The sequence below is a fragment of the Paraburkholderia sp. GAS41 genome (assembly GCF_050436545.1).
Classification (GTDB): domain Bacteria; phylum Pseudomonadota; class Gammaproteobacteria; order Burkholderiales; family Burkholderiaceae; genus Paraburkholderia.
This window is the reverse complement of record NZ_JBNDMK010000018.1, coordinates 67,094-88,870: the sequence shown is the minus strand read 5'-3', so window position 1 is coordinate 88,870 and position 21,777 is coordinate 67,094. Positions and strand designations below refer to the sequence as shown.

Sequence of the window (21,777 nt, the reverse complement as noted above, 5' to 3'; positions counted from 1 at the left end):
TGTGGGAATTCGCCGGAAGATGAGGCGGTGCTGCGATGCGAATTCCGTACGCTTCCCTGCGCTGGCATTATCCAGATCAGGTTCAAAGGGTATTTCTCACCCACGCAGCACAGACCTCCAACCCCTGTGCGACGCAGGACCCCCGCGTTAGCAGCGCACACGATACACCGGCTGTGCGGTGCTTGGCAACCGCTCTCGAAATTGCCGCCGGCCGATCCGGGGACGCCTTACAGCCGTGGACGCTTGTCTCGTTTGGGCTGCGCGGCGGGGCGCGTCGCAAGATGAAAGGTGCGCCTACAGCATGAAATCGTCGGCGGCTTTTGAAAGGTAGACCTACAGCGTGAAATCGTCGGCGGCTTCGGGTTGAAACAGGATTTGCTCGATCTTGAGCCTCTGTTGCGCGCCGCTGGGCGGCGTGAAGCGGATCGTTGCGCCGCGTTTTGCGCCTAGCAGGGCGAGGCCCGCCGGCGAAAACACGTTCAACCGGCCACTGCCGAAATCGGCGTTCGAAGGGTACACCACAGTCCAGGTCATCTGTTCGCCGCTGGCCTGATCGGCGAGCGTGGCGCGCGAGTTCATCGTGACGACGTTAGCGGGGATGTCGTGCGCATCCACGATGACGGCGCGCAGCAACAGCGCATCGAGCATGTCTTGCAGCCGCGCGTTGGCACCGGGCATGGCGGCGTGTTTTTCCAGACGGGCGACGTCGAGTTCGGTGAGATAGCAGGTTTGGGTCGTCTTCATGACGGGACTTCCATTCGATCGGTGTAAGAGGGCCGCGCGGCGAAAGCGCGCGAACGGCATGCGTACGGGATCGGCCCGGAGCCCGACCCACGCGGCTCCGGTCAGGAGGTGCGTTCAGGTCAGACGCCGGGCCGCGGAAAGCGGCAGCGTTCGTTGACGGGAGGCGTGGCGCAAGTCTCCGGCGCGCGCGCAGCCAGCCGCCCTGCGCAGACGCAGACGGGACAGGACACGGTTGAACGGAGTGCGCATGGGGAGCCGGCGGATTGGGTGAAAAGGTGTTTGAGAAGCGGTGTTTGGGACAAGGTGCCGAACGAGGCGGCACACGGTAGGTCGATGGTAGCACGCTGGCGATTCGGCCCTTTTGGGTTCCGGCTGACACGTTTTGCCGCAGCAGTCAGCGGCGCTCGCGAAACGCCGATGCTGTGGGCGCTTGCGGGGTCCTTTCTCGGTCTCACAAGAAATTTTCAGATTTGCTGTCATAACGGCCGACGCGCGCCGACAAACGTGCAGATTTCCTGATGGAGCCTGCCATGCATTCCCTCGTGCGTTTCCTTGTGCCTCCGCGCGTACATTCGCTGTTGCCTTCGCGCATGACTTCAGTGAGCCGTCGCTTTGGCTCTTCGCCGTTCGTGCGTGCCGTCGCGCTGCTCGCCGCGCTCGCGACCAGCGGTGTCGCTCAAGCCGCCGGTTCGATGTGTACGGCGCACAGTCCGGCGCACCGTGTCGCGCTGGTGGAGTTGTACAGCAGCGAGGGCTGCAATAGCTGCCCGCCGGCGGATCATTGGCTCGGCCAATGGAAGGATAGCGGCGCGGCGCAAGGCATCGTGCCGCTCGCCCTGCATGTGGACTACTGGAACAGCCCCGGCTGGACGGACCGCTTCTCCCAGCATCGCTTCACGGAGCGCCAGCAGAGCCTGACCGATCTCGCCGGCGGCCACACGATCTACACGCCGGAAATCTTCGTGTCGGGTCGTGAATTGCGCGGCTGGTCGCAGCCCGCGAGCTTCGACGAACGCATCCATAAAGTGATCGCCGAGCCTGCACAGGCCACTGTCGCGCTCGAACTCGCGCCGCCCGCGCAAGGCGCGAAGGGCTTCAGCGTGGACGCGCGCTTCGCGTCCAATGCCAGCCTTCACGATCCCTTGAACGCCTACCTCGCCGTCTACGAAAACGCACTGACTTCGCAGGTGCGCGCGGGTGAAAACAGCGGCGTGACGCTGCATCACGAACGTGTCGTGCGGCAATGGATCGGCCCGGTGCCGCTCGAGGCCGGCAACGCGCAGATTCGCCGCGAGATCACCTTCGATCCTGCCGACGCTGCGGACAACGCCGCGCAGCCCGGCAAGTTCGGCGTGGTGGGTTTCGTTGAAAACGCCGCCACGGGCGAGGTATTGCAAGTGGCTGAACTGGCCACGTGTCATTGACACGCCCCGACATAGGTTCAGGATCGGTGGATGCGGCCAGCTTCGCTGAAGTTCGTGATCCACATGCACCGCTATGCACGCGCCACGCGCCGCACCTCACGCCCTTGATTCAAGGAGATTCACATGGCAACGCCTCACGCTCTCGCTGACACGACACCGCGCGCCGCGCCGCCGCGCAGCGGTCCGATACACCCGCTCTGGGTACGCGTCACGCATTGGCTCAATGCGCTCGCGGCGCTCACGATGATGCTCTCCGGCTGGCGCATTTACGACGCATCGCCGATCTTCAAAAGCTTCACGTTCCCGCCTTCGCTCACCTTGGGCGGATGGCTCGGGGGCGCGTTGCAATGGCACTTTGCGGCCATGTGGCTGCTGTTTTTCAACGGCCTGGTTTATCTCGCGCTCAACCTCGTGAGCCGGCGCTTTTTCCGCAAGTTCTTGCCGCTTTCGCCGCGCGCCATCCTGCGCGATTTCATCGCCGCGCTGACCGGCAAGCTCGCGCATGCCGATCTGCGCGTCTACAACGCAGTGCAGAAATTCGCCTACCTGTTCGTGGTGTGCGACCTGATCGTGCTGGTGCTGTCGGGACTGGCAATCTGGAAGTCGGTGCAATTTCCGCTGCTACGTGAACTGATGGGCGGCTACGACAACGCACGCATCGTGCACTTCTGTGCGATGTCGCTGATGGCCGCGTTCATCGCCGTGCATCTGGCGATGGTGGCACTCGTGCCGCGCTCGTTACTGGCCATGCTGCGCGGCCGCTAAGGATCCCTTACCATGACCATGCAAGACAAGAAACCGGCCCGGCGGATCGTCCCGGGCAAGCTCGACCGCGAGTCGATCCTCATCGACGCGCGCCGCGAACTCAGCATGCCGTCGCGGCGACTGTTCGGCAAACAGGTGCTCACGCTCGGCGGCCTCTCGATGCTGACCGGCTGCTCGCTCAGCGACGACAAATCGGTCAACGCGTTTCTCACCGCCGTCTCGCGGCTGAACGATCGCGCCCAGGCCTTCATCTTCGATCCGCAGCAACTTGCGCCGACCTATACCGAAGCGCAGCTCACCCGGCCGTTCCCCTTCAACGCGTTCTACGACATCGACGCCGTGCCCGATGTCGACGCCGCGGACTACCGCCTGAACGTAAGCGGTCTCATCACCGGTCAACGGAGCTGGACCTTGCCCGAGCTATACGCGCTGCCGCACGCCGAGCAGATCACGCGGCACATCTGCGTGGAAGGCTGGAGTGCGATCGGACGCTGGGGCGGCACGCCATTCGCTGGTTTTCTGCGGCGCGTCGGCGCGGATACCAGCGCGAAGTACGTCGGCTTCAAATGCGCCGACGACTACTACGAAAGCATCGACATGGCCACCGCGCTCCATCCGCAGACGCTCCTCACGTTTGAATACGACGGCGAGCGCCTGCCCGCGAAATACGGATTCCCCATGAAACTGCGCATGCCGACCAAGCTCGGCTACAAGAATCCGAAGCACATCGTCGAGATGTTCGTCACGAATACCTACCCTGGCGGCTATTGGGTCGATCAGGGCTACAACTGGTTCGGAGGCTCCTGACGCGCGCGGGTTGGGCCCGACCCGCGAGCGGCAGAAGCTTCGGAAACACGCTGGCATGACCGGCGCTCTTTATCCACAACAAACGGAGTCATCCCATGAAGAAGTTCGCAATCGCAGCACTGGCCGTGGCGTTTCTGACGAGCGGCACGGCCGCCTTCGCGCAGGCAAGCGGAGCCATGTCGAACGACGCAATGTCGAAAGACACCATGAAGCAGGACAGTATGTCGAAAGACACCATGAAGAAGGACGGCATGAAGAAGGACGGCATGAAGAAGGACGCCATGAAGAAGGACGCCATGAAGAAGGACGGCATGTCGAAAGACACGATGAAGAAGGGCAACGATGCAATGGGCATGAAGCACGAAGCCTCGGGTGCGATGGCCAATTGACCGGGATGCGCACCGGGCACGCTTGAACGGTCGAGCGTGCGGCAAGGGCAGGCCGGGGCGAGTTCCCGGCCTGACTTTTTCGCGGATACAGAATTTACGATTCTTTCATGGATGTTCGACGGCGTTCCTGCATAATGCTGCGGTGCGCTGAACGGTTGGCGCATGGGGCTCGCCGGCTTTAAGCGCGTGCCCGCTGCTGTCAGGCGGCTGAGGTTGCGCGATGCATCATCGTGACGGCCCGGGTGCCTTGATAGACCTGTATTTGCCGTCCCTCGCCATTCTCCCTGTTCTACCGCCATGTCTTTCAGCCTTGCCCGCCAGGCCGCATTCATCTTGCGGCACCCGCCATCCGGCCTTAGGGTCACCAGCGGCGGCGCAAGGCCTCGAACGGTCGAGGCGGGTTGAACGCATGTCGCTGCCATTTCCCAGCCGCTTTCCACTTCGTCTGCCCCAGTCCCGTAGCGGACGGATCGCGCTTTCGCTCGGTGTGGTCTACCTCGTGTGGGGCTCCACCTACCTCGCCATCCATGTGGCGCTCGGCTCGTTCCCGCCGTTGTTGCTGTCCGGCTTGCGCAACCTGTGCGCCGGAGTGGGCCTCTTCGTGTTTGCCGCACGGCGCGAGCCGGTCTGGCCGAGTGCCGCTGAAATCCGCAATGCGGGGCTCGTGGGCACTATGCTGGTCGGGCTGTCGAGCGGCATGCTCGCCTATGGGATGCGCACGGTCGGCACCGGCACGGCTGCCGTGATGGTCGCCACCGTGCCGCTGTTTGCCACTGTCATCGCGGTCGTGGCAGGGCGCAAGATCGGGCCGGGCGAATGGTTCGCGGTCGGTCTGGGCCTCGTCGGGATTGCGATTCTGAGTCATGGCGGCGGCGCAGCCGGGTCGGCCGGCGGCAGCCTTGCGATCCTGTGCGGCGCGCTTTTCTGGGCCGGTGGCGCGCATCTCGCCAGCCGCCTGAAACTGCCTTCGGACCTGTTTCTATCTACCTCGTTGCAGATCGGACTCGGCGGGGCCATGTCGACGATCGTCGCTTTGGTCTCGGGCGAGCGCATGGGCGAGGTGCATTTTCTGCCGGTGCTGGCGTTTTTCTACCTGATGCTGGTGGGTACCATGGCCGCGTATGTCGCGTATGGCTATCTGATCCGGCATACCAGCCCGATCATCGCCAGCAGTTGCATGTACGTGAATCCGGTGGTGGCCGTCGCGCTCGGCGCGCTGCTGCTCGGCGAGGCGGTGACGAGCGCGACGGTGATCGCGACGGCGGTGATTCTCACGAGCGTCGGTTTGTCGTTCTGGTTCGACTACCGGCGTCGCACGCTGGCCTGACGGCTGGCGCATCTCGTCACGGCGCGGGCGTTGCCCGTCAGCTTCGCGCGGGCACGCAAACGCAGCGCGCAAACACGGCGCGCAAGCGCGTCATAACCCGCGCTGCTACAACCGTGCCGCCAGTTCCGCACCTTCGCGAATCGCCCGCTTCGCATCCAGTTCGGTCGCGAGCGCTGCGCCGCCGATCACGTGAAAGCGCGGACCGTCAGCGGCGGGCGTGGCAGGCTGAAGATCGCGCAACGAATCCTGCCCGGCACAGATCACGATCGTTTCCACTTCGAGCCACTGTTCGGCGCCGTCGCGCGCGATTTTCAGCCCGCGCGCGCTGATCTCCCGATACGACACCCTGTCGAGCATGCGCACGCCGTTGCGAACCAGCGTGGCCCGATGCACCCAGCCGGAAGTTTTGCCGAGCCCCGCGCCGAGCTTGCCCGCCTTGCGCTGCAAGAGCCAGATGTCGCGCACCGGTTGCGCGGGCGCGGCCGCCTTGAGACCGCCGCGCCCGCGCACCGTCAGGTCGACACCCCATTCGTCGAGCCACGCATCGCACGGTTGCGGCAGCGGCTCTCCGGGACGATGCAGCAGGAACTCGCTGACATCGAAACCAATACCGCCCGCGCCGATCACCGCCACGCTGCGGCCCACCGGCGCGCCGCGCAGTACGTCGACATAGGTCAGCACATTCGGCCCGTCGATGCCGGCAATCGCCGGCCGCCGCGGCACGATGCCGGTGGCGAGGATCACGTCGTCATAGCCGCCGGCGCCGAGCAGCGCCGCATCGACGCGGGTAGCGAGCCGCACCTCGACACGATGCCGCCGCAACTGGCTCTGGAAATAGCGGAGGGTTTCGCTGAACTCCTCCTTGCCCGGCACACGCATCGCGAGATTGAACTGTCCGCCGATGGTTGCGCCCGCATCGAACAGCGTCACGCGATGACCGCGCGAGGCCGCCACCGTCGCCGCCGAGAGCCCTGCCGGACCCGCTCCCACCACGGCGATCGCGCGCGCTGTTGCGTGCCCGCCAAGCGGCCGGTACACCAGTTCCGTCTCACGTCCCGCGCGCGGATTGACGAGACAGGTGGCACGCCGGTTCTGGAACGTGTGATCGAGGCAGGCCTGATTGCAGGCGATACAGGTGTTGATTTCGTGTGTGCGTCCCTCGGCGGTCTTGACGACGAATTCCGGATCGGCGAGCCACGGCCGCGCAAGCGACACCAGATCGCCTGCCCCTTGCGCGAGCAGATCTTCGGCCACCTCCGGCGTATTGATGCGGTTCGACACGATCACCGGCACCTTGACGGCGGCCTTCAGGCGCGCGCTGAGCGGCGCGAAGGCGGCGCGCGGCACCGAGGTCACGATGGTCGGTACGCGTGCTTCGTGCCAGCCAATGCCGGTATTGAACATCGTCACGCCGGCCGTTTCGAGCGCCTGCGCGACCTGCACGGTTTCGTCCCACGTGTTGCCACCTTCGACCAGATCGATCAGCGAGAGCCGATACACGACGATGAAGTTCGCGCCACATGCCGCGCGCACGCTTTCGACGATCTCCCGCGCGAGCCGCAGCCGGTTTTTGAGGCTGCCGCCGTAACGATCGGTGCGCTGATTGGTGCGCGGACAGAGAAACTGGTTGAGCAGATAGCCCTCGCTGCCCATGATTTCGACGCCGTCGTAGCCGGCGCGCTGCGCGAGGCGCGCACAACGGGCATAGTCGCGCACCGTCTGCGCGACGCCCGCCAGGCTCAAGGCGCGCGGCTTGAACTTCGATATCGGCGACTTGAGCGCCGACGCCGACACCACGAACGGCTGATAGCCGTAGCGCCCCGCGTGCAGGATCTGCAGCGCGATCTTGCCGCCTTCCGCATGCACGGCGCCGGTCAGCAGACGGTGATTGCGCAAATCGAACACCGAATTCAGCGTGCCGCCGAACGGCAGCAGCCAGCCTCGCCGGTTCGGTGAGATACCGCCTGTGATGATCAGTCCCGCGCCGCCTTTGGCGCGCTCGCGGAAATAGGCGGCGAGCTTAGGGTAATTCCAGAAGCGGTCTTCCATGCCCGTGTGCATCGAACCCATGACGACGCGGTTGCGCAAGGTCGTGAAGCCGAGGTCCAGTTCGGAGAGCAAGAGTCGGTAAGGCATGCAACGGGCCTTGTAAAAGTGGGGTGCGCACGAACGATACACCGCGCCTCGCGCGCGTCTGCCGAGGAAAAATTCTAAACCGCCCGCTTCGTTGACCACCACGCGGCTTTCGCCCCTTCCAGCGCCAGTCTGGTGCACGCGGCACGGCGATTGCTGAAAGCGAGCGTCACTAACAGCACATCTCATATCGACCGTTCTTGAGCCTGGCGGCACTGCGCCGGCGGGCTCAAGGACAACAGGCTGGAGCCGCGCGGCGTTATCCCAGACGCGCGATGTGCAGTAGGGATAGGGAGGGGGCGTCGCGAAAACGATCCCGCCAGCCGCCGTTCGGGTCACTCACCCACACGGCGGCTGGCGGGTCGGGCGCTCACATAATTAATGGGTCAAGACCCGATATCGATACAGGTGAATACATGAAGCTCATCCGAACCATGGCGTTGCTGGCTGGCGTTGCGGCCGTTTTGACGGCGTGTGGTGGCAGCGGCAGTGACGCAGCGAAAACGCTCGGGATCACTGATCCGGAAATCCATTTCATCCACGCTATTCCAGGCGGCCCAGCCGTCGATTTCCTCGTGAACGGCAAGGCACCCGGCGGACAAACCGACATCAACTATCTCGGCGTGACCAATTTCACCAACATCGGCACGGGTAACACCACAGTGGCGTATGCGGCCACGGGCACGACCACGGCGCTCGCGAGCGGCAGCTTTCCGGATGCCGCCAATGGCCACGAGTACACCGTGCTTGCCTTGCCTGGGCTGACCGCGCCCAGCATTGGCCTGATCGACGATCCGTTCGACAAGGGGCTGCTGTCGAGCGACGCCCGCGTACGCGCTTTCAATGCATCGGCGAATGCGACCAACCTCGATCTGTATATCGTTCCCGCGGGCACCAACATCAACACGGTGAGCCCGACGATGTCCGGCGTCCAGTTCAGCAATGCCGTACCGGCGACGGGCCAGGATTCGCTGTATCTGTCGGGTGGCACCTACGTTGCGATCGCCACGACGGCGGGCAGCAAGACGCCGATCTACCAGTCCCCGGGCTTCAGTCTCGCCAACAACGCCGACTGGCTGGTGACGACGGTACCGATCGCCGGCACGTTGAGCCAGTTGCTGCCGGGGCAGATCCATCTGCTGGTGGCACAGGGCGGCAACACCGGTACCCCGGCGATCGAGTTGAACAACACGCTCACGAACCAGTAAGCGGCGATCCGGCATGGAATACGAGCGGTCGCATCGGGCCGCGAGGACCGTATAGGGTTTGATCAGGCAGGGAGGCAGGGAGGAGCAGGGCGGCGATCCACCCGCGGTGGATCGCCGTTTTGTTTATGGGGAACGTCATGGCAAACAACATGGCGAACGGGATGCGGCGCAAAAAAACCCGGCGCATCGATGAATGCGCCGGGCCCGTGTTGCCGATCAACTTGAAGCGACGAGACGGCGCCGCGCGGGCGCCGTCTTTTTGAAGTTACTTGGCTTGCTCGGCGGAGTGGGTCAGATCGTGACCGCCGTTGGAAATATCCTGTCCGGCGCCAGCCATGGTATTGCAACCGGCGAGTGCCGCAGTGCCTGCAATGAGAAGCAAAGCGATGAGTCGAGTCATGAGAGTTCCCCTTTCAAGAATGCATTCGGTTGACGTGCCCGACGACCGGCACGCGCTTGCTGTCGTCCGACCGGGCATCACGCCAGCCGATCCGGTCTGATTGCATCTTAAGAAATGGGGTGCTTCGGCGCTGTCAGCCTGATTGCGATTTTGGTGTAGGCGTGATCCGTTGTTCGCGTGGGAGTTGTCCTACAGCGCGGTATTCGCCGGCGGAGCGTCGAGCGAGGGCGCGGCCGAACTGACGCAGGGCATGACGACGTGAATATCGGTGCCGTTCGGCACGCCGCGCCGGATATCGAAGCGCCCGCCGTGCGCCGCGACGCGCTGGCGCATACCGAGCAGGCCGTGCGTATGCGTGCGCTTGAGATCCGCCTGCATGATGCCGACGCCGTTATCCGCGATCGACAGCGCCACCTGGGCATCCTCGACCTGCAAGCCAATCGAGACGCGCGACGCTCGGGCGTATTTCGCTGCATTCGTCAGCGATTCCTGTGCGACGCGAAACAGGGCGATTTCGGTTTGCTCGTCGAGCTGGATGTCGTCGGCGGGCAGTTGCAGGTCGAGTGTCCAGTTGTTGCGCTGCGCGGCTTCATCGGCGAGCGTGCGCAGGGCGGTGACGAGGCCGAAATTCGCCAGCACGGTAGGCCGCATGTCTTCGATGATGCGGCGCTTGAGCGCGATGCCCTGGTCGAGATTGGCGAGCGCGCGGGCGAGTTTCTCGGAGACCGCCGGTTCGCTGTCCTTCAGTTTGCGATTGGCCCAGGCCACATCCATCTTGCTCGCGGTCAGGATGGCGCCGAGTTCGTCGTGCAGTTCGCGCGCGAGCTGGGTCTTCTCATTTTCACTGACGGCCTGCAGATGCCAGCCCAGCGCTTCGAGCTGGCGCGTGCGCTCGATGACGAGCTGGTCGAGTTCTTCCTGCTGGGTGATCAGTTGCCGCTGGACGCGCGCCTGCCGGTTGAGCTGAATGCCGAGATTGCGAAACAGCAGGATGAACAGGACGATATTCAGCGCCGCGAGTGCCGCGGCGCACAGCGTCGAAATGCGCTGGTCTGCACGGCTTGCGTCGAGGGCATGCTGGGCGCGGTTCGCTTCGTTATCGCGCAGCAGCGACAAGGTGTTGTCGACCAGCGCCGTGTCCACCGCGCGTTCGCCGCTCGCGGTGCCGCAGGCGGCCAGTCCGAGCGGTTGCGGCGCGGCCTGCTGCAACGCAGCGACGCCTGCGCCGATGCGCGCGTCGATCAGCCCGCTCACTTGCGTGAAGCTGGCTAGCTCGGCGCTGCCCGCTTCGCGGCGCCGGTAGTAGAGGCTCAATTGCTGGGCGGTCTGGCGCAGACGTGCCGCCGTCGTGCAATAGGCCTGCGCGCTGGCGGTCTGCTTCGTCAGGAGAAAGTCGCTCTGGTAGGCGCGCAATCGCGCCAGCTGGCTTTCCAGGGTGCTGAGCTGCACGGTGACGTCGCGCGCTTCGAGGGCGCTCTCGTACTCGGCGGCAATGCGCTCGCGGGCCGTTTCGAGAATCACGAGGCCGCCCACCGTGATGACGATGGCGACCGTCATCGCAATCGCCCAGCTCCGGTGGCGCATCCATTCGTTGAGTCGGGTTGTCACGGTCGGGTCTCGCACCTTTCGCACGGCTTGCTTTTTCGCGGAGGTATCAGTGTAGCCGTCGCGGCGACTGAGCGGTCGCGATGCCGTGCGGCGTTGCGTCATCGTAATGCGTCTGTAATGCGATGTCGGCGGATTCCCACACGAAAAACGGCGAGAGCCCGAATGCGGCGCGTTGGATCGATCGTTAGGATGACTGTGTCAACCCACCATCTGTGTTTCTGGAGGAATCCATCATGCTGAAATGGGCCTTGATCTTCGCAGTGATCGCCCTGATTGCCGGCCTGTTCGGCTTTACCGGCATTGCAGCCGGTGCCGCCGCGATCGCGAAGTTCCTGTTCGTGGTCTTCCTGATCCTCTGCGTGCTGTTCCTCGTGCTGGGCTTTGTGGTCACGAAAAAGATCGTGGATTAGCGGCGCGGCGTACGGCGGCGGGCGCTTTTTCTGAAGCCCGCCTCGAACGGCCGCGCCGCGGGTCCGGCGATCCATCACATTCAACATTCAGGAAGGAGAGTCACCATGCTTCACTACGCCATCGTATTTTTTGTGATCGCCATCATTGCCGCCGTGTTCGGTTTTACCGGCATCGCGGCAGGCGCGGCTGAAATCGCCAAGATCCTGTTTTATATCTTTCTGGTTGTGTTTGTCGTCACGTTGCTGCTCGGTGTGTTTCGAACGTAGACGCCGCTTCGCGCCAACTGGCGCGTCAGGCGCGATTCGTGCGGAAAGTGCAGTTCCCCATACCGGATGAAGGAGTAACACCATGTCAAACAAGCCAGCTAGCCAGCCCCAGGGTTCGTTCGTGATGGATGTGCAGAAGATCCGCGAACAGGCCCGCAAGCATATGTCCGACGGCTCGGTCACGCAGAGTTACAGCGCCGACAAGGAGACGGTGCTCAAGTTGTTGAACGATGCGTTGGCAACGGAAATTGTCTGCACGCTGCGCTACAAACGCCATCATTTCATGGCCAAGGGCATCAACTCGGAAGCCGTTGCGACCGAGTTCGCCGAGCATGCCGCCGAGGAGCAGGAACACGCCGACCGCTTTGCCGAACGCATCGTGCAGTTGGGCGGTGCGCCGGACTTCGCACCTGACAGCCTGAAAACCCGCTCGCATTCGGAGTACAAGGAAGGCGGTAATCTGACCGACATGATCCGCGAGAACCTGATCGCCGAGCGGATCGCCATTGATACGTACCGCGAAATTATCCGCTACCTGGGCGATAACGACATCACCACGCGGCGCATTTTCGAGGATGTGCTGGCGGTCGAGGAAGAGCACGCCGACGACATGGCGGACCTGCTCGAAGGCCGCGAGTGAGCGTCTACCGAACCCATGGGCAGCGCATGCACGTTTCGCCTCACGGCGAGACGGGACGTCATTACAATGTCTGCTCTGGCGCGATCTTCACAGCACCTGCGGGGAGCCGATGATCCGAGTGTTGATAGCCGACGATCACGCGATCGTCCGAGGCGGGTTCAGACAGTTCGTCGCCGACGAGCCGGATATGTGCGTGGCGGCGGAAGCCGCGACCGGCGACGAAACCATCCGCCTCGTGCGCGAGCAGGCTTTCGACGTGGTGCTGCTGGATATCGCCATGCCGGACAAGAATGGCATCGACACCTTGCGCATCGTCAAGCAGGTGCGCCCGGACCAGGGCGTGCTGATCCTGTCCGGCTATCCGGAGAGCCAGTACGCCATCAACCTGTTGCGGGCGGGCGCCAACGGGTATCTGAACAAGGACTGCGAGCCGGACGAAATCGTGCGGGCGATCCGCGCGGTGGCGCGGGGGCACCGTTATCTGTCGGAGGCGGTGGCCGACACTCTCGCCGACAATCTCGACAAGCCCGCCGCGGGGCGTCCGCACGAGGCGTTGTCGGAGCGGGAGTTCCAGATTTTCTGCAAGCTCGCCGGTGGGCAAATTCCAACGGATATTGCAGAGGAGCTGCATTTATCGGTGAAGACGGTGAGTACCTATCGGGCGCGCGTGCTGGAGAAAATGCGCCTGACCAACAACGCCGATCTGACGTATTACGCGATCAAGAACGGGTTGATTGAGTGATATGTGCGGGTGGCATGCGGGGGTGAATGAGTGGGTGACCCGAGCGGGTGACATGAGCCGTTGCCATGCGCAGGTGAATGAGCAGGTGAATGGGCGGGGCATTGACCCGCTGGCTGCACAGGTGACCGGGCACGCAACCATTCCGGAAACCGGGCGGTTAGCCGGGCGAATAACGCGGGGCAAAGGAGCCAGGCGCGCGGCGACGCGCGGACCAGTGCAATGAGCAGCGAATCGACCACTCTTTCCAACGCCGGCCAGCCGCCTTTGCGGGTGCTGCTGATCGAGGATTCGGCGTTGATCCGGCGCAGTCTCGTCGAAGCGATCGACGCCTCGGGCGTGCTGCATGTGGCGGCTTACGCCGATACATCGGACGAGGCGATCGCGCTGCTGGCGGACGAGCGCTTCGATGCGGTCATCATCGACCTGCAACTCAAGCATGGCTCAGGCGTGCCAGTGCTCGCCTACCTGCAGCGGGAGGGGTTGATCGAACGCACCTTCGCCGCGGTGTTGACCAATCATGCGTTACCGGCGTACCGCGAACGCTGCCTGCAATACGGCGTACGCCATTTCTACGACAAGTCGTTTGAATTCGATCGGGTTATCGAAGCATTGCACGACTACGCTCACACACGCAACGAGAGACGACCGCCGGAGGCCTGAGACGCAAGCGCCGGAAGGCCGCACGCGCCCGACTCGGCCACCCGCGCTCCGCTCAGGAGGTCGCGACAGACTGGGACGCCTTGCGCAGATGATTCCAGGCGCCAAGTCCCGTAAACACCAAACCGGCGATGCTCACGCCAATCCACCCAAACGCCGGCCAGACCATCGCGCCGATCGCCGACCCCACCGCGCCGCCGATGAAATACGCGACCATGTACACGGTATTCACACGGCTGCGCGCGTGCGGCGAGAGCGCGTAGATGCGCGATTGATTGGAGATCTGCGCGGCCTGCACACCGACATCGAGAACGATCACGCCCACCACCAGCCCGACGATGCTAGTAGCCGACACGCCGAAAATCACGAACGACACGGCCACCAGCGCGATCGCGAGTGTAATGATCGAGCGCGGTCCGCGACGGTCGGCGAACTTGCCGGCGAACGGCGCGGCCATCGCGCCGGCGGCGCCGACGATGCCGAACAGCCCCGTGGCCTGAGGTCCGAGGTGGAATGGCGCGCCCGCCAGCAGCAGCGCCAGCACCGACCAGAAAATGCTGAAACCGGCGAACAGGCAAGCACCGGTGAGCGAAGCCTCGCGCAGGCCGCGATGTTCGACGATCAGATGCCACATCGAAACGAGCAGCTTGCCGTACGGCAAGGTCGAGGTGGGCTTGCTTTTGGGCAGGCGCAGCCAGATCACCACCGCAAGCACCAGCAGCGCGATCACCGAGGCGCCGAACACCGCGCGCCAGCCGAAGTATTGGGCGATGAAGCCCGCAGCGGTCCGCGCCAGAAGAATCCCCAGCAGCAGTCCGCTCATGACCGTGCCGACCGCATGACCCCGGCCGGAGGGGGAGGCGATTTCGGCGGCGAACGGTACGGCTTGCTGTGCGATGGTTGCGAGCACACCGATCGCGAGGCTCGCGCCGATCAGGACCGTCAGGTTCGGCGCCAGGGTGGCGACCACCAGCGCGACACACATGCCGGCGATCTGCAGCAGGATCAGTCCGCGCCGGTCGAAACGGTCGCCAAGCGGTGCGAGCAGCAGCATGCCGGCGGCGTAGCCCAGTTGCGTGACGGCCGGCACCGCGCCGACCCACGACGCGCTCTGCGGGAACGACTCGCGGAAGTTGTCGAGTAGCGGCTGGTTGTAATAGATGTTCGCGACGGACACACCCGCGATGGTGGCGAGCAGCAGCAACAGGCTGCGCAGCGAGCGTTCAGAGGCGGGGGAGGCGGAATCGGAAGTGGACATGTGCGCAGGCGTTTCGGACCGCCTGAATGGACGGTCTCCAAGCGTGCCGATGATACCGGAGCGGGCCGGATCGTGCTGACGGACCCTGGGGCTGGCTCGCGCTGCGTAGTTCGCGTTTCGCGGTGCGCATACCGTCATGACAAAAATGAGATGGTCGTTCGCTTTATGTCCGTAAAATCGCGCGGCCCCGCTTCGGGGCGACCGGCAAACGTCCACCGGCGACATGCGATCAGCGACTTCAGGCGCAGCACATCATGGATACAGCAGCGGGATTTGAACGAAAGGGATTAGAACCGAAGGGCTTCGGCGGCTGGCTGCTGCTGGTCCTGCTCGGACTGGCGTGGGTGGTGGCCACCACGGCCATCGACATGCGCGAGCCGCTCGAGACCATGCTCGAATGGGAACTGCTCGCGGTATTCGTGCGGCCCGAAACGCATGGCTGGTATCGGACGGTGCTGGCGATGGTCGGCATGGACGTGGCCATCGGCGCGTTCATCGTGGCGGGCGCGGGCTGGTTGCTGATGCTCGGCTGGCGGCGCTCGGCGCGCTTTCCGGCGCATCTTCAGGCATGGTTGCTGAGCATCGTCGTCATGCGCGGCATCGCGTATCTGCTCGGCGATTACATGACTCACGCCATTGCGATCGCCATCACCGTGCCGTTCGACGGCTTCATTCAGGCGCTCGCCGCCGCGACCCTCGCGATTCCCTACTTCAGATGTTCGCTGCGCGTGCGCCATACCTTCGTCGTGCATTGACGCCCGCCAGCGTCAATGCACGTTCGCCATTCCCTGCACGATCTTCAGTCAATCAAGGCGCCTTCCGGCTCGTAGAACGGGTACGGACCTTCGCCGGCCTCGACATACGCGTGATGCGTGACGAGGCCGCTCGCCGCGTCGTAGCGGTGCAGGGCGAACGCGGGCGGCTCCAGCACGAAGGCGGACGGCGCGTCCTCGCGCAGATCGAGCGCCACCTGGTGCGCGGGCGCCGGCACCGCTGAGGCGATCGTGCCGCCAAAGCGCACGAACATCGGCCGATGCACATGGCCGCAAATCACTCGCTCGACATTCGGATGACGCGCGATCAGCGCCGCCAGGCGGTCGGCCGCTTGTGGGTCGAGGCGCAGTTCGTCCATATGTCCGATGCCGCATTCGAACGGGGGATGATGCAAGGCGACGATCACGGGCTTGTCACGCGAAGCGTCGAGTTGCGCTTCGAGCCAGGCGAGGCGGGCGTCGCAGAGCGTGCCCGCGCTTTGGCCCGGCACCATCGAGTCGAGCGCGATCAGGCGCAGCGGTTCGATATCGGCTGCGTAGTGCACGAAGTCGCCCCCCGTGTGTAACTCGGCACGCTCGCTGAACACTTCGCGCAGGGCGGCGCGGTCGTCGTGATTGCCGACCAGCAGATAGTACGGAATCTCGAGCGGCGTGAGCAGCGCCTTGAGGTGGGCGTATTGTTCGGGGTCGCCCTGGTCGACGAGGTCGCCCGTCATGACGACCACGTCGGGACGTGGCTCGAGCGCATTGAGCGCGGCGACGCAGCGCGCGAGCGCGGCGCCCGTATCGACCCGCCGGTAAGCCAGCGCGCCGCGCCGTTTGATATGCAGGTCGCTGATCTGGGCTAGCAACATGGGGAAATGTCCTTAAAGATGCGCAGGGGTTTGCAAGAATTCGTCGCAAGGATTCGCGGCAGGCGCGCCAAACTCACGATAGCGCAATCAGCGCTTCGGGGGCGATCGAAATGCCTACCGGCGTGCCGCGTGCCAGTTCGACCCGGCCGGCGACATCGACGATCAGCGTATCGGGTGCCGCTCCGCCAATCGTCAGGCGGGTCCGCTCGCCGAGAAACGCTGCGGCTTCGATCGTGCCGCGCAAGTGCGCGCTGGCGGGATCGGCGAGCCACGCGTCTTCGGGCCGGAAAAACAGTTCGTTGTGCCCCGTAGCCGCTGAGTGCGCCAGCTGCGGCGATGGACCTGTCGCCACGGTCCGCGCGGGAAGCGGAACGGCGCCGCCGGTGGTCGTCAGCATGCCGTCGCGCCGCTCGCCGGCGAGACGGTTGATCGTGCCGACGAACTGCGCGACCGTGCGGTTCGCGGGACGATAGTAGATGTCGCGTGGCGTGCCGATCTGCTCGATACGTCCGGCGCTCATTACGACGATGCGGTCGCCCAGTTCCATCGCCTCGGCCTGGTCGTGCGTGACGTAGACGGTGGTGATGCCGAGCTCGCGCAGCAGCGCGTTCATTTCACTGCGCAAGGCGTCGCGCAGCCGGGCATCGAGGGCGGTGAGCGGCTCGTCGAGCAGCAGCACGCGCGGTTGCATGGCCAGCGCACGCGCGAGCGCGACCCGCTGACGCTGGCCGCCGGAGAGCTGGTCGACCGGTTTGTCGGCATGCCCGGTGAGCCGCATCATCGCCAGCAGTTCATCGACGCGTTGGCGCGCCAGCTCCGTCGCGACCCGTTTGATTTTCAGGCCATAGCCGATGTTGCCGCGCACGGTCAGGTTCGGAAACAGCGCGTAACTCTGGAACACCATGCCCACCTGACGCTTTTCGATGGGCAGTGCGGTGACGTCGTCATCGCCAAAGGCGATTCGCCCGCCCACGTCGGGCGTTTCGAGGCCCGCGATCATGCGCAGAGTGGTGGTTTTACCGCATCCGGAGGGTCCGAGCAGCACCAGCGTTTCACCGGCACCGATCTGCAGGTTCAATGGCTCGAGCACGCGCGCGCCGCGAAACGTCTTGGCACATTGCGTGAGCGTGATGGGAACGGGAGCGAGTTTCATGGCGTGTCGTTGGAGCGGGTTGAAGCGGGCTGACCCGACGCATTCGAGGCACCTGGCGCGCGTGCCGGACGCTGGCGTTTGGCCGAGGTATTGCGCTGCCCGGTGGCATCGACGCCGAGCCATTGCATCGCCACCAAGAGTGGCATGGTCATGATGAAAAACAGAATGGTGTAAGCGCTGCCGATTTCGATGCGTAGCGATGCATAGGTGTCCGCAAGACCCACGGGCAAGGTCTTGGTGTCGGGCGTATGCAGCATCCACGTGAGGTTGAATTCGCCGATGGACAGCGTCAGCACGGCCAGCGCGCCTGCGACGATACCCGGCCGCACATTCGGCAGCACGATGGTCAGGAAGCGCTGCACGAAGCTCGCGCCGAGGCTCGCGGCGCCTTCTTCGAGCGTGCGCAGATCGGCGCTCGCGCAGACAGCGGCGACCGCGCGCACCATGAACGGCAGCGTGAACACCACGTGGCCGACCACGATGAACCCAACGCTCATGCGAAACATCGTGAAGCCGCCGTACACCACCAGCAAGGCGAGGGCGGACGCGAGACCGGGCAGGGCGATGGGCAGCACCAGAAATTCTTCGATGACGCGCGCGAGGCGGGTCTTGCTGCGGGCGAGCGTATAGCCCGCCGGCACGCCGGTCAGGAGCGTGATGACGAGCGTGGCCGCCGCCACTTCGAGCGACAGGAAAACCGACGCGTGATATTGCGTCCACACCTCGATCAGCCAGCGCAGTGTGAGACCGCTCGAGACGCCCTTGAAGTAGTTGACGGTGAGACCGGCCATGATCGACATCACGACCGGTACGATCAGAAACGCGCACAGCAGCAGGGTGACGAGCCATTGACCGGCGGCCAGCAGCGTGCGCGACGACAGGCGCGGCAGGGCGCGGCGCCGCGTAACGGGCGCAGAGGGCGGCGCTGCGGGTGGCCTGGCGGTATCGGTGACGGAATTCATTGGCGGATTTTCATTCGGAAAGGACTAGTCGCTCACTCAGGCGCTTGCTGCGACTGCCGCGCCGGTGACGCTGCGCGCCAACGCCAGCACCAGCCAGGTGACGAGGCCGAGCACGATGGACAGGCCCGCGGCCGTCACCATGTTCGCGTTCAGCGTGAACTCGGTGTAAATGGTCATGGGCAGCACGTCGATGTCGGTCGCGAGCGTGAAGGCCGTGCCGAACGCGCCCATTGCGGTGGCGAAACACACGGCGCCGGCAGCAATCAGGCCCGGTGCCAGCGCGGGCAACACGATGTCGCGCATGATCTGCCACGGCGAGGCGCCCAGCGAGCGGGCGGCTTCCTCCAGCGACGCATCGAGCTTGCTCGCCGAGGCCATCACGGTGACGATCACGCGTGGAATCGAGAAGTACAGATAGCCGAGAAAAAGTCCGCTCATCGAATACGCGAAGACCCAGCGGTCGCCGGTCAGCTTCAGCGACAAGGCGCCGAGCAAACCCTGACGTCCGGCCAGCATGATGACCATGAAGCCGACCACCACGCCGGGAAACGCCAGCGGAAAGGTCAGGAGTGCCAGCAATAGACGTTTGCCGGGAAATTCGCGCCGCGCGAGCAGCAGGCCCGAGATCACGGAGAGCACCAGCGTGGTTGCCGTCACGGCTGCGGAGAGCAGCACCGTTGCGCCGAGGCTGGTCATGTAACGGGCGTTGGTGAGCAGCGCGCGGTAAGTGTCGAACGCGTGGCCGTTGCCGCTCAACTGCGCGAGCGCGCCCATCGGCAGCAGCCAGAAAGCGATGAAAACCGCCAGCGCCGGCGCGATCAACGCGATGCGCCAGCGTAGCGGAAACGTGACGTCGTTCAATGCATCACCTGAAGATACTGTTCGCCGAAGCTTTGCTGCTTGGCGGCCATCTTGCCGAAATCGACCGGCTTCGCGCGGGCGTAGTCGCCGGCGGGCAGAAACTTCGCGGCAGCCTCGGGGCTCATGGCGCTGGCACGCACCGGGCGCAGATAGGCGCTGGCCCACAGCTTCTGGCCTTCATCGGACAGCACGAAATCGAGCACCTTCTTGCCGTTCGCTTCATGCGGCGCACCCTTGACGAGGCTCATCACGTACGGCACAGAGATCGTGCCTTCCTGAGGAATCACGAATTCGACGTTGGCCTGATCCTTGTACTTTGCGCGGTAGGCGTCGAAGTCGTAGTCGAGCAGGATTGGAATCTCGCCGGAGAGCACGCGTGCGTAGGCGGTCTGCTTCGGCACGATCGGCGCGTTGGCCTTGAGCTTGCGGAACCAGTCGAGACCCGGCTGGAAGTTGTCGAAACTGCCGCCGAGTGCCTGATTCACGGCCACCGCGCCCGCGTAACCGACGAACGCGCTGGACGGATCGAGGTAGCCGATCATTCCCTTGTACTCGGGCTTCAGCAGATCCGCCCACGAACGCGGCACCGGCTTGCCCTCGAGCGCGTCCTTGTTGACGAAAAAGCCCAGCGTGCCCGAATGGATCGCGAACCAGTAACCTTGCGGGTCCTTCAGGCTGGCGGGAATGTCGTCCCCGTGAGCCGGCTTGTACGGCTGGATCACGCCTTTGTCTTTCGCCTGAAAGGCCGACGACACGCCCAGATAGACCACGTCCGCGACCGGGCTTTTCTGCTCGGCCATCATCTGCGCGATCGCCTGGCCGGAGTTCTTGTTGTCGAACGGGACGCGGATGCCGGTGCTCGCCTGAATCGCCTTGATCTGGCTCGCCCAGTCGGCCCATTCGGGCGGGCAGTTGTAGCAGATGGCGGTTTCGTCGGCATGGGCCGTGGCCGGAGCGACGAGGGTCGTCAACGCGGTGGCGACGACAGCCGACGCACACAGCACAGCGGCGCTCGCGCGCCTGAGCGTGGCGGTCAGGTTGCGCAAGAGCAGACCAGAGCAGAGGGAACGGCGGGTCACAGCGGGTCTCCTTGGAAGGAATGAGGCGAGAGTCGGGGCGGGATGGGCCGGCGATACGGTGCTGCATGGTGTCGCGCGGCCCGGCGCGTTGTTATCAGAGCGCGGCATCAGCGCTTGCGGGCGCGCTTACACGAGGGGTTGCAGCGGGCGCATGCGGGGCGCGTCGCTCGTGTTCGAGATCGCCGCGATCGTCGCGCCTTCGCGCAAGGTGTGCGGCAGCGTGAGCGCGAGCGAGGTGTCCGCGTAGCTGCCGTCGATGCGCGCCAGCAGCCGTCGCGAGGCCGCGCAGCCGATCTCGCGATTCGGCGCGCCGATGCTGGCGAGCGGCGGTTGCAGCAATTCGCCCATAGCGAGACCGTCGAAGCCGAGGATCGACATATCCGTGGGAATCTGCAGACGCGCGCGACGCAGGCCGCGCATCACGACCATCGCCAGCAGATCGTTGCTGCAGAAGAGGGCGGTGGGGCGGTTCGGGCCGTTGGTCAGATGCGCGAGGACCGAGGGCGCGAGCTCGTCGGCATTGAAATCGATTTCGAGCGCCGGGGCGGGGGTGAGCCCGGCCTGCTGCATGGCCTGCGCGTAGCCGAGATGGCGCAGCCGCGCGCGATCCGAAGCGGCGAGCGTGCCGGCCAGCATCAGGATGCGGCGATGGCCGTGGGCGATCAGCATGCGCACGCCGTCATATGCGGCGAGGCGGTTATCGACCGAGACCGATGGACGGCGCACCGTATCGTTGTGCATCAGCACGTAGAGCAGACCGTCGCGGTCGAGTTCGTCGAGCAGCGGATGGGTGTCGGCGTCGGCCACCGTCAGGATCAGACCTTCGACGCGCTGCTGGCGCAGCGTTTCGATGGCGTGTCGCTCGCGATCGGCATCGTACTGGGTGGTCATCAGCATCAGGCGATAGCCGTGCGCGCAGGCCAGTTCGTCGATGCCTTGCAGGCATTCCGCGAACACCGGATTGGCGAGCGTGGGCAGGATCACGCCGATCAGGCGGGTACGCTCGCCGCGTAGCTGGCGGCCGAGCGGGCTGGGACGGAAGTTGAGGGCGTCGATTGACTGGCGCACCTTGTCGAGCGTGACCGGATTCACGGTATGGGGCGCGTTGATGGCGCGCGATACCGTGGCAATCGAGAAGCCTGCGTGTGCCGCGACATCCTTGATGGTGGGGGTCATCGCTGTCGTTTCCACTCGGGTTGTAAACGTTTTCGTCGAAGGCATTATCAGGACGCTTTATGACTCTGCGATGACTCGGAACGCGCGGGTTTGGTGCGGCCGCGACGCAATGGTAGAATCGCGTCCGCCCTGCCGGGGTG

At 64.6% G+C, this 21,777-nt stretch carries 24 protein-coding genes and 1 riboswitch; of the genes, 13 read left to right on the top strand and 11 right to left on the bottom strand.

The window, feature by feature from the left end; genetic code table 11:
• Positions 1-35: 35 nt before the first annotated feature.
• Positions 36-154, bottom strand: a riboswitch (TPP riboswitch).
• A gap of 179 nt (positions 155-333) precedes the next feature.
• Positions 334-744 (bottom strand): GreA/GreB family elongation factor, encoded by a 411-nt coding sequence (locus tag P3T43_RS23160; protein WP_429283371.1) that lies wholly within the window; start codon positions 742-744, stop codon positions 334-336.
• A 590-nt stretch (positions 745-1,334) separates the two neighbouring features.
• On the opposite strand from P3T43_RS23160, the gene P3T43_RS23155 reads away from it, so the two are divergent.
• The 5 genes from P3T43_RS23155 to P3T43_RS23135 all read left to right on the top strand — a co-directional run bounded on the left by P3T43_RS23155 (position 1,335) and on the right by P3T43_RS23135 (position 5,456).
• On the top strand, positions 1,335-2,168 hold the full coding sequence (locus tag P3T43_RS23155; RefSeq protein ID WP_429283435.1) for a DUF1223 domain-containing protein: 834 nt from the start codon (positions 1,335-1,337) through the stop codon (positions 2,166-2,168).
• 123 nt (positions 2,169-2,291) lie between these two features.
• Positions 2,292-2,933 carry a cytochrome b/b6 domain-containing protein gene (locus P3T43_RS23150; protein WP_429283370.1) on the top strand — a complete coding sequence of 214 codons (642 nt, stop codon included), beginning with the start codon at positions 2,292-2,294 and terminating at the stop codon, positions 2,931-2,933.
• 12 nt (positions 2,934-2,945) lie between these two features.
• The gene (locus P3T43_RS23145; protein ID WP_429283369.1) at positions 2,946-3,740 is read left to right on the top strand and encodes a molybdopterin-dependent oxidoreductase; all 795 of its coding nucleotides are present in this window, start codon (positions 2,946-2,948) and stop codon (positions 3,738-3,740) included.
• Between the two features lie 95 nt (positions 3,741-3,835).
• The gene (locus tag P3T43_RS23140) at positions 3,836-4,129 is read left to right on the top strand and encodes a pentapeptide MXKDX repeat protein (RefSeq protein ID WP_429283368.1); all 294 of its coding nucleotides are present in this window, start codon (positions 3,836-3,838) and stop codon (positions 4,127-4,129) included.
• A gap of 409 nt (positions 4,130-4,538) precedes the next feature.
• The gene (locus tag P3T43_RS23135) at positions 4,539-5,456 is read left to right on the top strand and encodes an EamA family transporter (RefSeq protein WP_429283367.1); all 918 of its coding nucleotides are present in this window, start codon (positions 4,539-4,541) and stop codon (positions 5,454-5,456) included.
• Positions 5,457-5,561: 105 nt separating this feature from the next.
• Here the strand turns inward: P3T43_RS23135 and P3T43_RS23130 are convergent, their stop codons facing one another.
• Entirely contained in the window at positions 5,562-7,592 is a 2,031-nt protein-coding gene (locus tag P3T43_RS23130; RefSeq protein WP_429283366.1) for an FAD-dependent oxidoreductase, read from the bottom strand.
• A 413-nt stretch (positions 7,593-8,005) separates the two neighbouring features.
• Between P3T43_RS23130 and P3T43_RS23125 the strand changes: the two genes are divergently transcribed.
• On the top strand, positions 8,006-8,797 hold the full coding sequence (locus tag P3T43_RS23125; RefSeq protein ID WP_429283365.1) for a DUF4397 domain-containing protein: 792 nt from the start codon (positions 8,006-8,008) through the stop codon (positions 8,795-8,797).
• Between the two features lie 137 nt (positions 8,798-8,934).
• Positions 8,935-9,060 carry a hypothetical protein gene (locus P3T43_RS23120; protein WP_429283364.1) on the top strand — a complete coding sequence of 42 codons (126 nt, stop codon included), beginning with the start codon at positions 8,935-8,937 and terminating at the stop codon, positions 9,058-9,060.
• Between the two features lie 2 nt (positions 9,061-9,062).
• Here P3T43_RS23120 and P3T43_RS23115 read toward each other — a convergent pair whose 3' ends face one another.
• Positions 9,063-9,197, bottom strand: coding sequence for an entericidin A/B family lipoprotein (locus P3T43_RS23115; protein ID WP_429283363.1), 135 nt, complete (start codon positions 9,195-9,197; stop codon positions 9,063-9,065).
• 189 nt (positions 9,198-9,386) lie between these two features.
• Positions 9,387-10,781, bottom strand: coding sequence for a sensor histidine kinase (locus P3T43_RS23110; protein WP_429283434.1), 1,395 nt, complete (start codon positions 10,779-10,781; stop codon positions 9,387-9,389).
• Positions 10,782-11,038: 257 nt separating this feature from the next.
• On the opposite strand from P3T43_RS23110, the gene P3T43_RS23105 reads away from it, so the two are divergent.
• The 5 genes from P3T43_RS23105 to P3T43_RS23085 all read left to right on the top strand — a co-directional run bounded on the left by P3T43_RS23105 (position 11,039) and on the right by P3T43_RS23085 (position 13,524).
• Entirely contained in the window at positions 11,039-11,215 is a 177-nt protein-coding gene (locus P3T43_RS23105; protein WP_429271254.1) for a DUF1328 domain-containing protein, read from the top strand.
• A 105-nt stretch (positions 11,216-11,320) separates the two neighbouring features.
• The gene (locus P3T43_RS23100; RefSeq protein ID WP_006052455.1) at positions 11,321-11,482 is read left to right on the top strand and encodes a DUF1328 domain-containing protein; all 162 of its coding nucleotides are present in this window, start codon (positions 11,321-11,323) and stop codon (positions 11,480-11,482) included.
• Positions 11,483-11,564: 82 nt separating this feature from the next.
• Positions 11,565-12,122, top strand: coding sequence for a ferritin-like domain-containing protein (locus tag P3T43_RS23095; RefSeq protein WP_429283362.1), 558 nt, complete (start codon positions 11,565-11,567; stop codon positions 12,120-12,122).
• A gap of 109 nt (positions 12,123-12,231) precedes the next feature.
• Positions 12,232-12,864, top strand: coding sequence for a response regulator (locus P3T43_RS23090; RefSeq protein ID WP_429283361.1), 633 nt, complete (start codon positions 12,232-12,234; stop codon positions 12,862-12,864).
• Positions 12,865-13,083: 219 nt separating this feature from the next.
• Positions 13,084-13,524, top strand: a complete 441-nt coding sequence (locus tag P3T43_RS23085) for a response regulator (RefSeq protein ID WP_429283360.1) — start codon at positions 13,084-13,086, stop codon at positions 13,522-13,524.
• Positions 13,525-13,576: 52 nt separating this feature from the next.
• On the opposite strand, the gene P3T43_RS23080 is transcribed toward P3T43_RS23085, so the two are convergent.
• Positions 13,577-14,779, bottom strand: a complete 1,203-nt coding sequence (locus P3T43_RS23080) for an MFS transporter (RefSeq protein WP_429283359.1) — start codon at positions 14,777-14,779, stop codon at positions 13,577-13,579.
• 254 nt (positions 14,780-15,033) lie between these two features.
• On the opposite strand from P3T43_RS23080, the gene P3T43_RS23075 reads away from it, so the two are divergent.
• Positions 15,034-15,534 carry a DUF2569 domain-containing protein gene (locus P3T43_RS23075; RefSeq protein ID WP_429283358.1) on the top strand — a complete coding sequence of 167 codons (501 nt, stop codon included), beginning with the start codon at positions 15,034-15,036 and terminating at the stop codon, positions 15,532-15,534.
• A 44-nt stretch (positions 15,535-15,578) separates the two neighbouring features.
• On the opposite strand, the gene P3T43_RS23070 is transcribed toward P3T43_RS23075, so the two are convergent.
• The 6 genes from P3T43_RS23070 to P3T43_RS23045 all read right to left on the bottom strand — a co-directional run bounded on the left by P3T43_RS23070 (position 15,579) and on the right by P3T43_RS23045 (position 21,637).
• Positions 15,579-16,406: a phosphodiesterase gene (locus P3T43_RS23070; RefSeq protein ID WP_429283357.1), complete on the bottom strand. Its 828-nt coding sequence runs from the start codon at positions 16,404-16,406 to the stop codon at positions 15,579-15,581.
• Between the two features lie 73 nt (positions 16,407-16,479).
• Positions 16,480-17,559: an ABC transporter ATP-binding protein gene (locus tag P3T43_RS23065; protein WP_429283356.1), complete on the bottom strand. Its 1,080-nt coding sequence runs from the start codon at positions 17,557-17,559 to the stop codon at positions 16,480-16,482.
• Entirely contained in the window at positions 17,556-18,521 is a 966-nt protein-coding gene (locus P3T43_RS23060) for an ABC transporter permease (protein ID WP_429283355.1), read from the bottom strand. The genes P3T43_RS23065 and P3T43_RS23060 overlap by 4 nt, the downstream gene beginning before the upstream one ends.
• A gap of 36 nt (positions 18,522-18,557) precedes the next feature.
• On the bottom strand, positions 18,558-19,382 hold the full coding sequence (locus P3T43_RS23055) for an ABC transporter permease (RefSeq protein ID WP_429283354.1): 825 nt from the start codon (positions 19,380-19,382) through the stop codon (positions 18,558-18,560).
• Entirely contained in the window at positions 19,379-20,461 is a 1,083-nt protein-coding gene (locus P3T43_RS23050; RefSeq protein ID WP_429283353.1) for an ABC transporter substrate-binding protein, read from the bottom strand. The genes P3T43_RS23055 and P3T43_RS23050 overlap by 4 nt, the downstream gene beginning before the upstream one ends.
• Positions 20,462-20,587: 126 nt before the next feature.
• A complete protein-coding gene (locus tag P3T43_RS23045; protein ID WP_429283352.1) occupies positions 20,588-21,637 on the bottom strand; it encodes a LacI family DNA-binding transcriptional regulator in 1,050 nt (349 codons plus the stop codon).
• Positions 21,638-21,777: the final 140 nt, after the last annotated feature.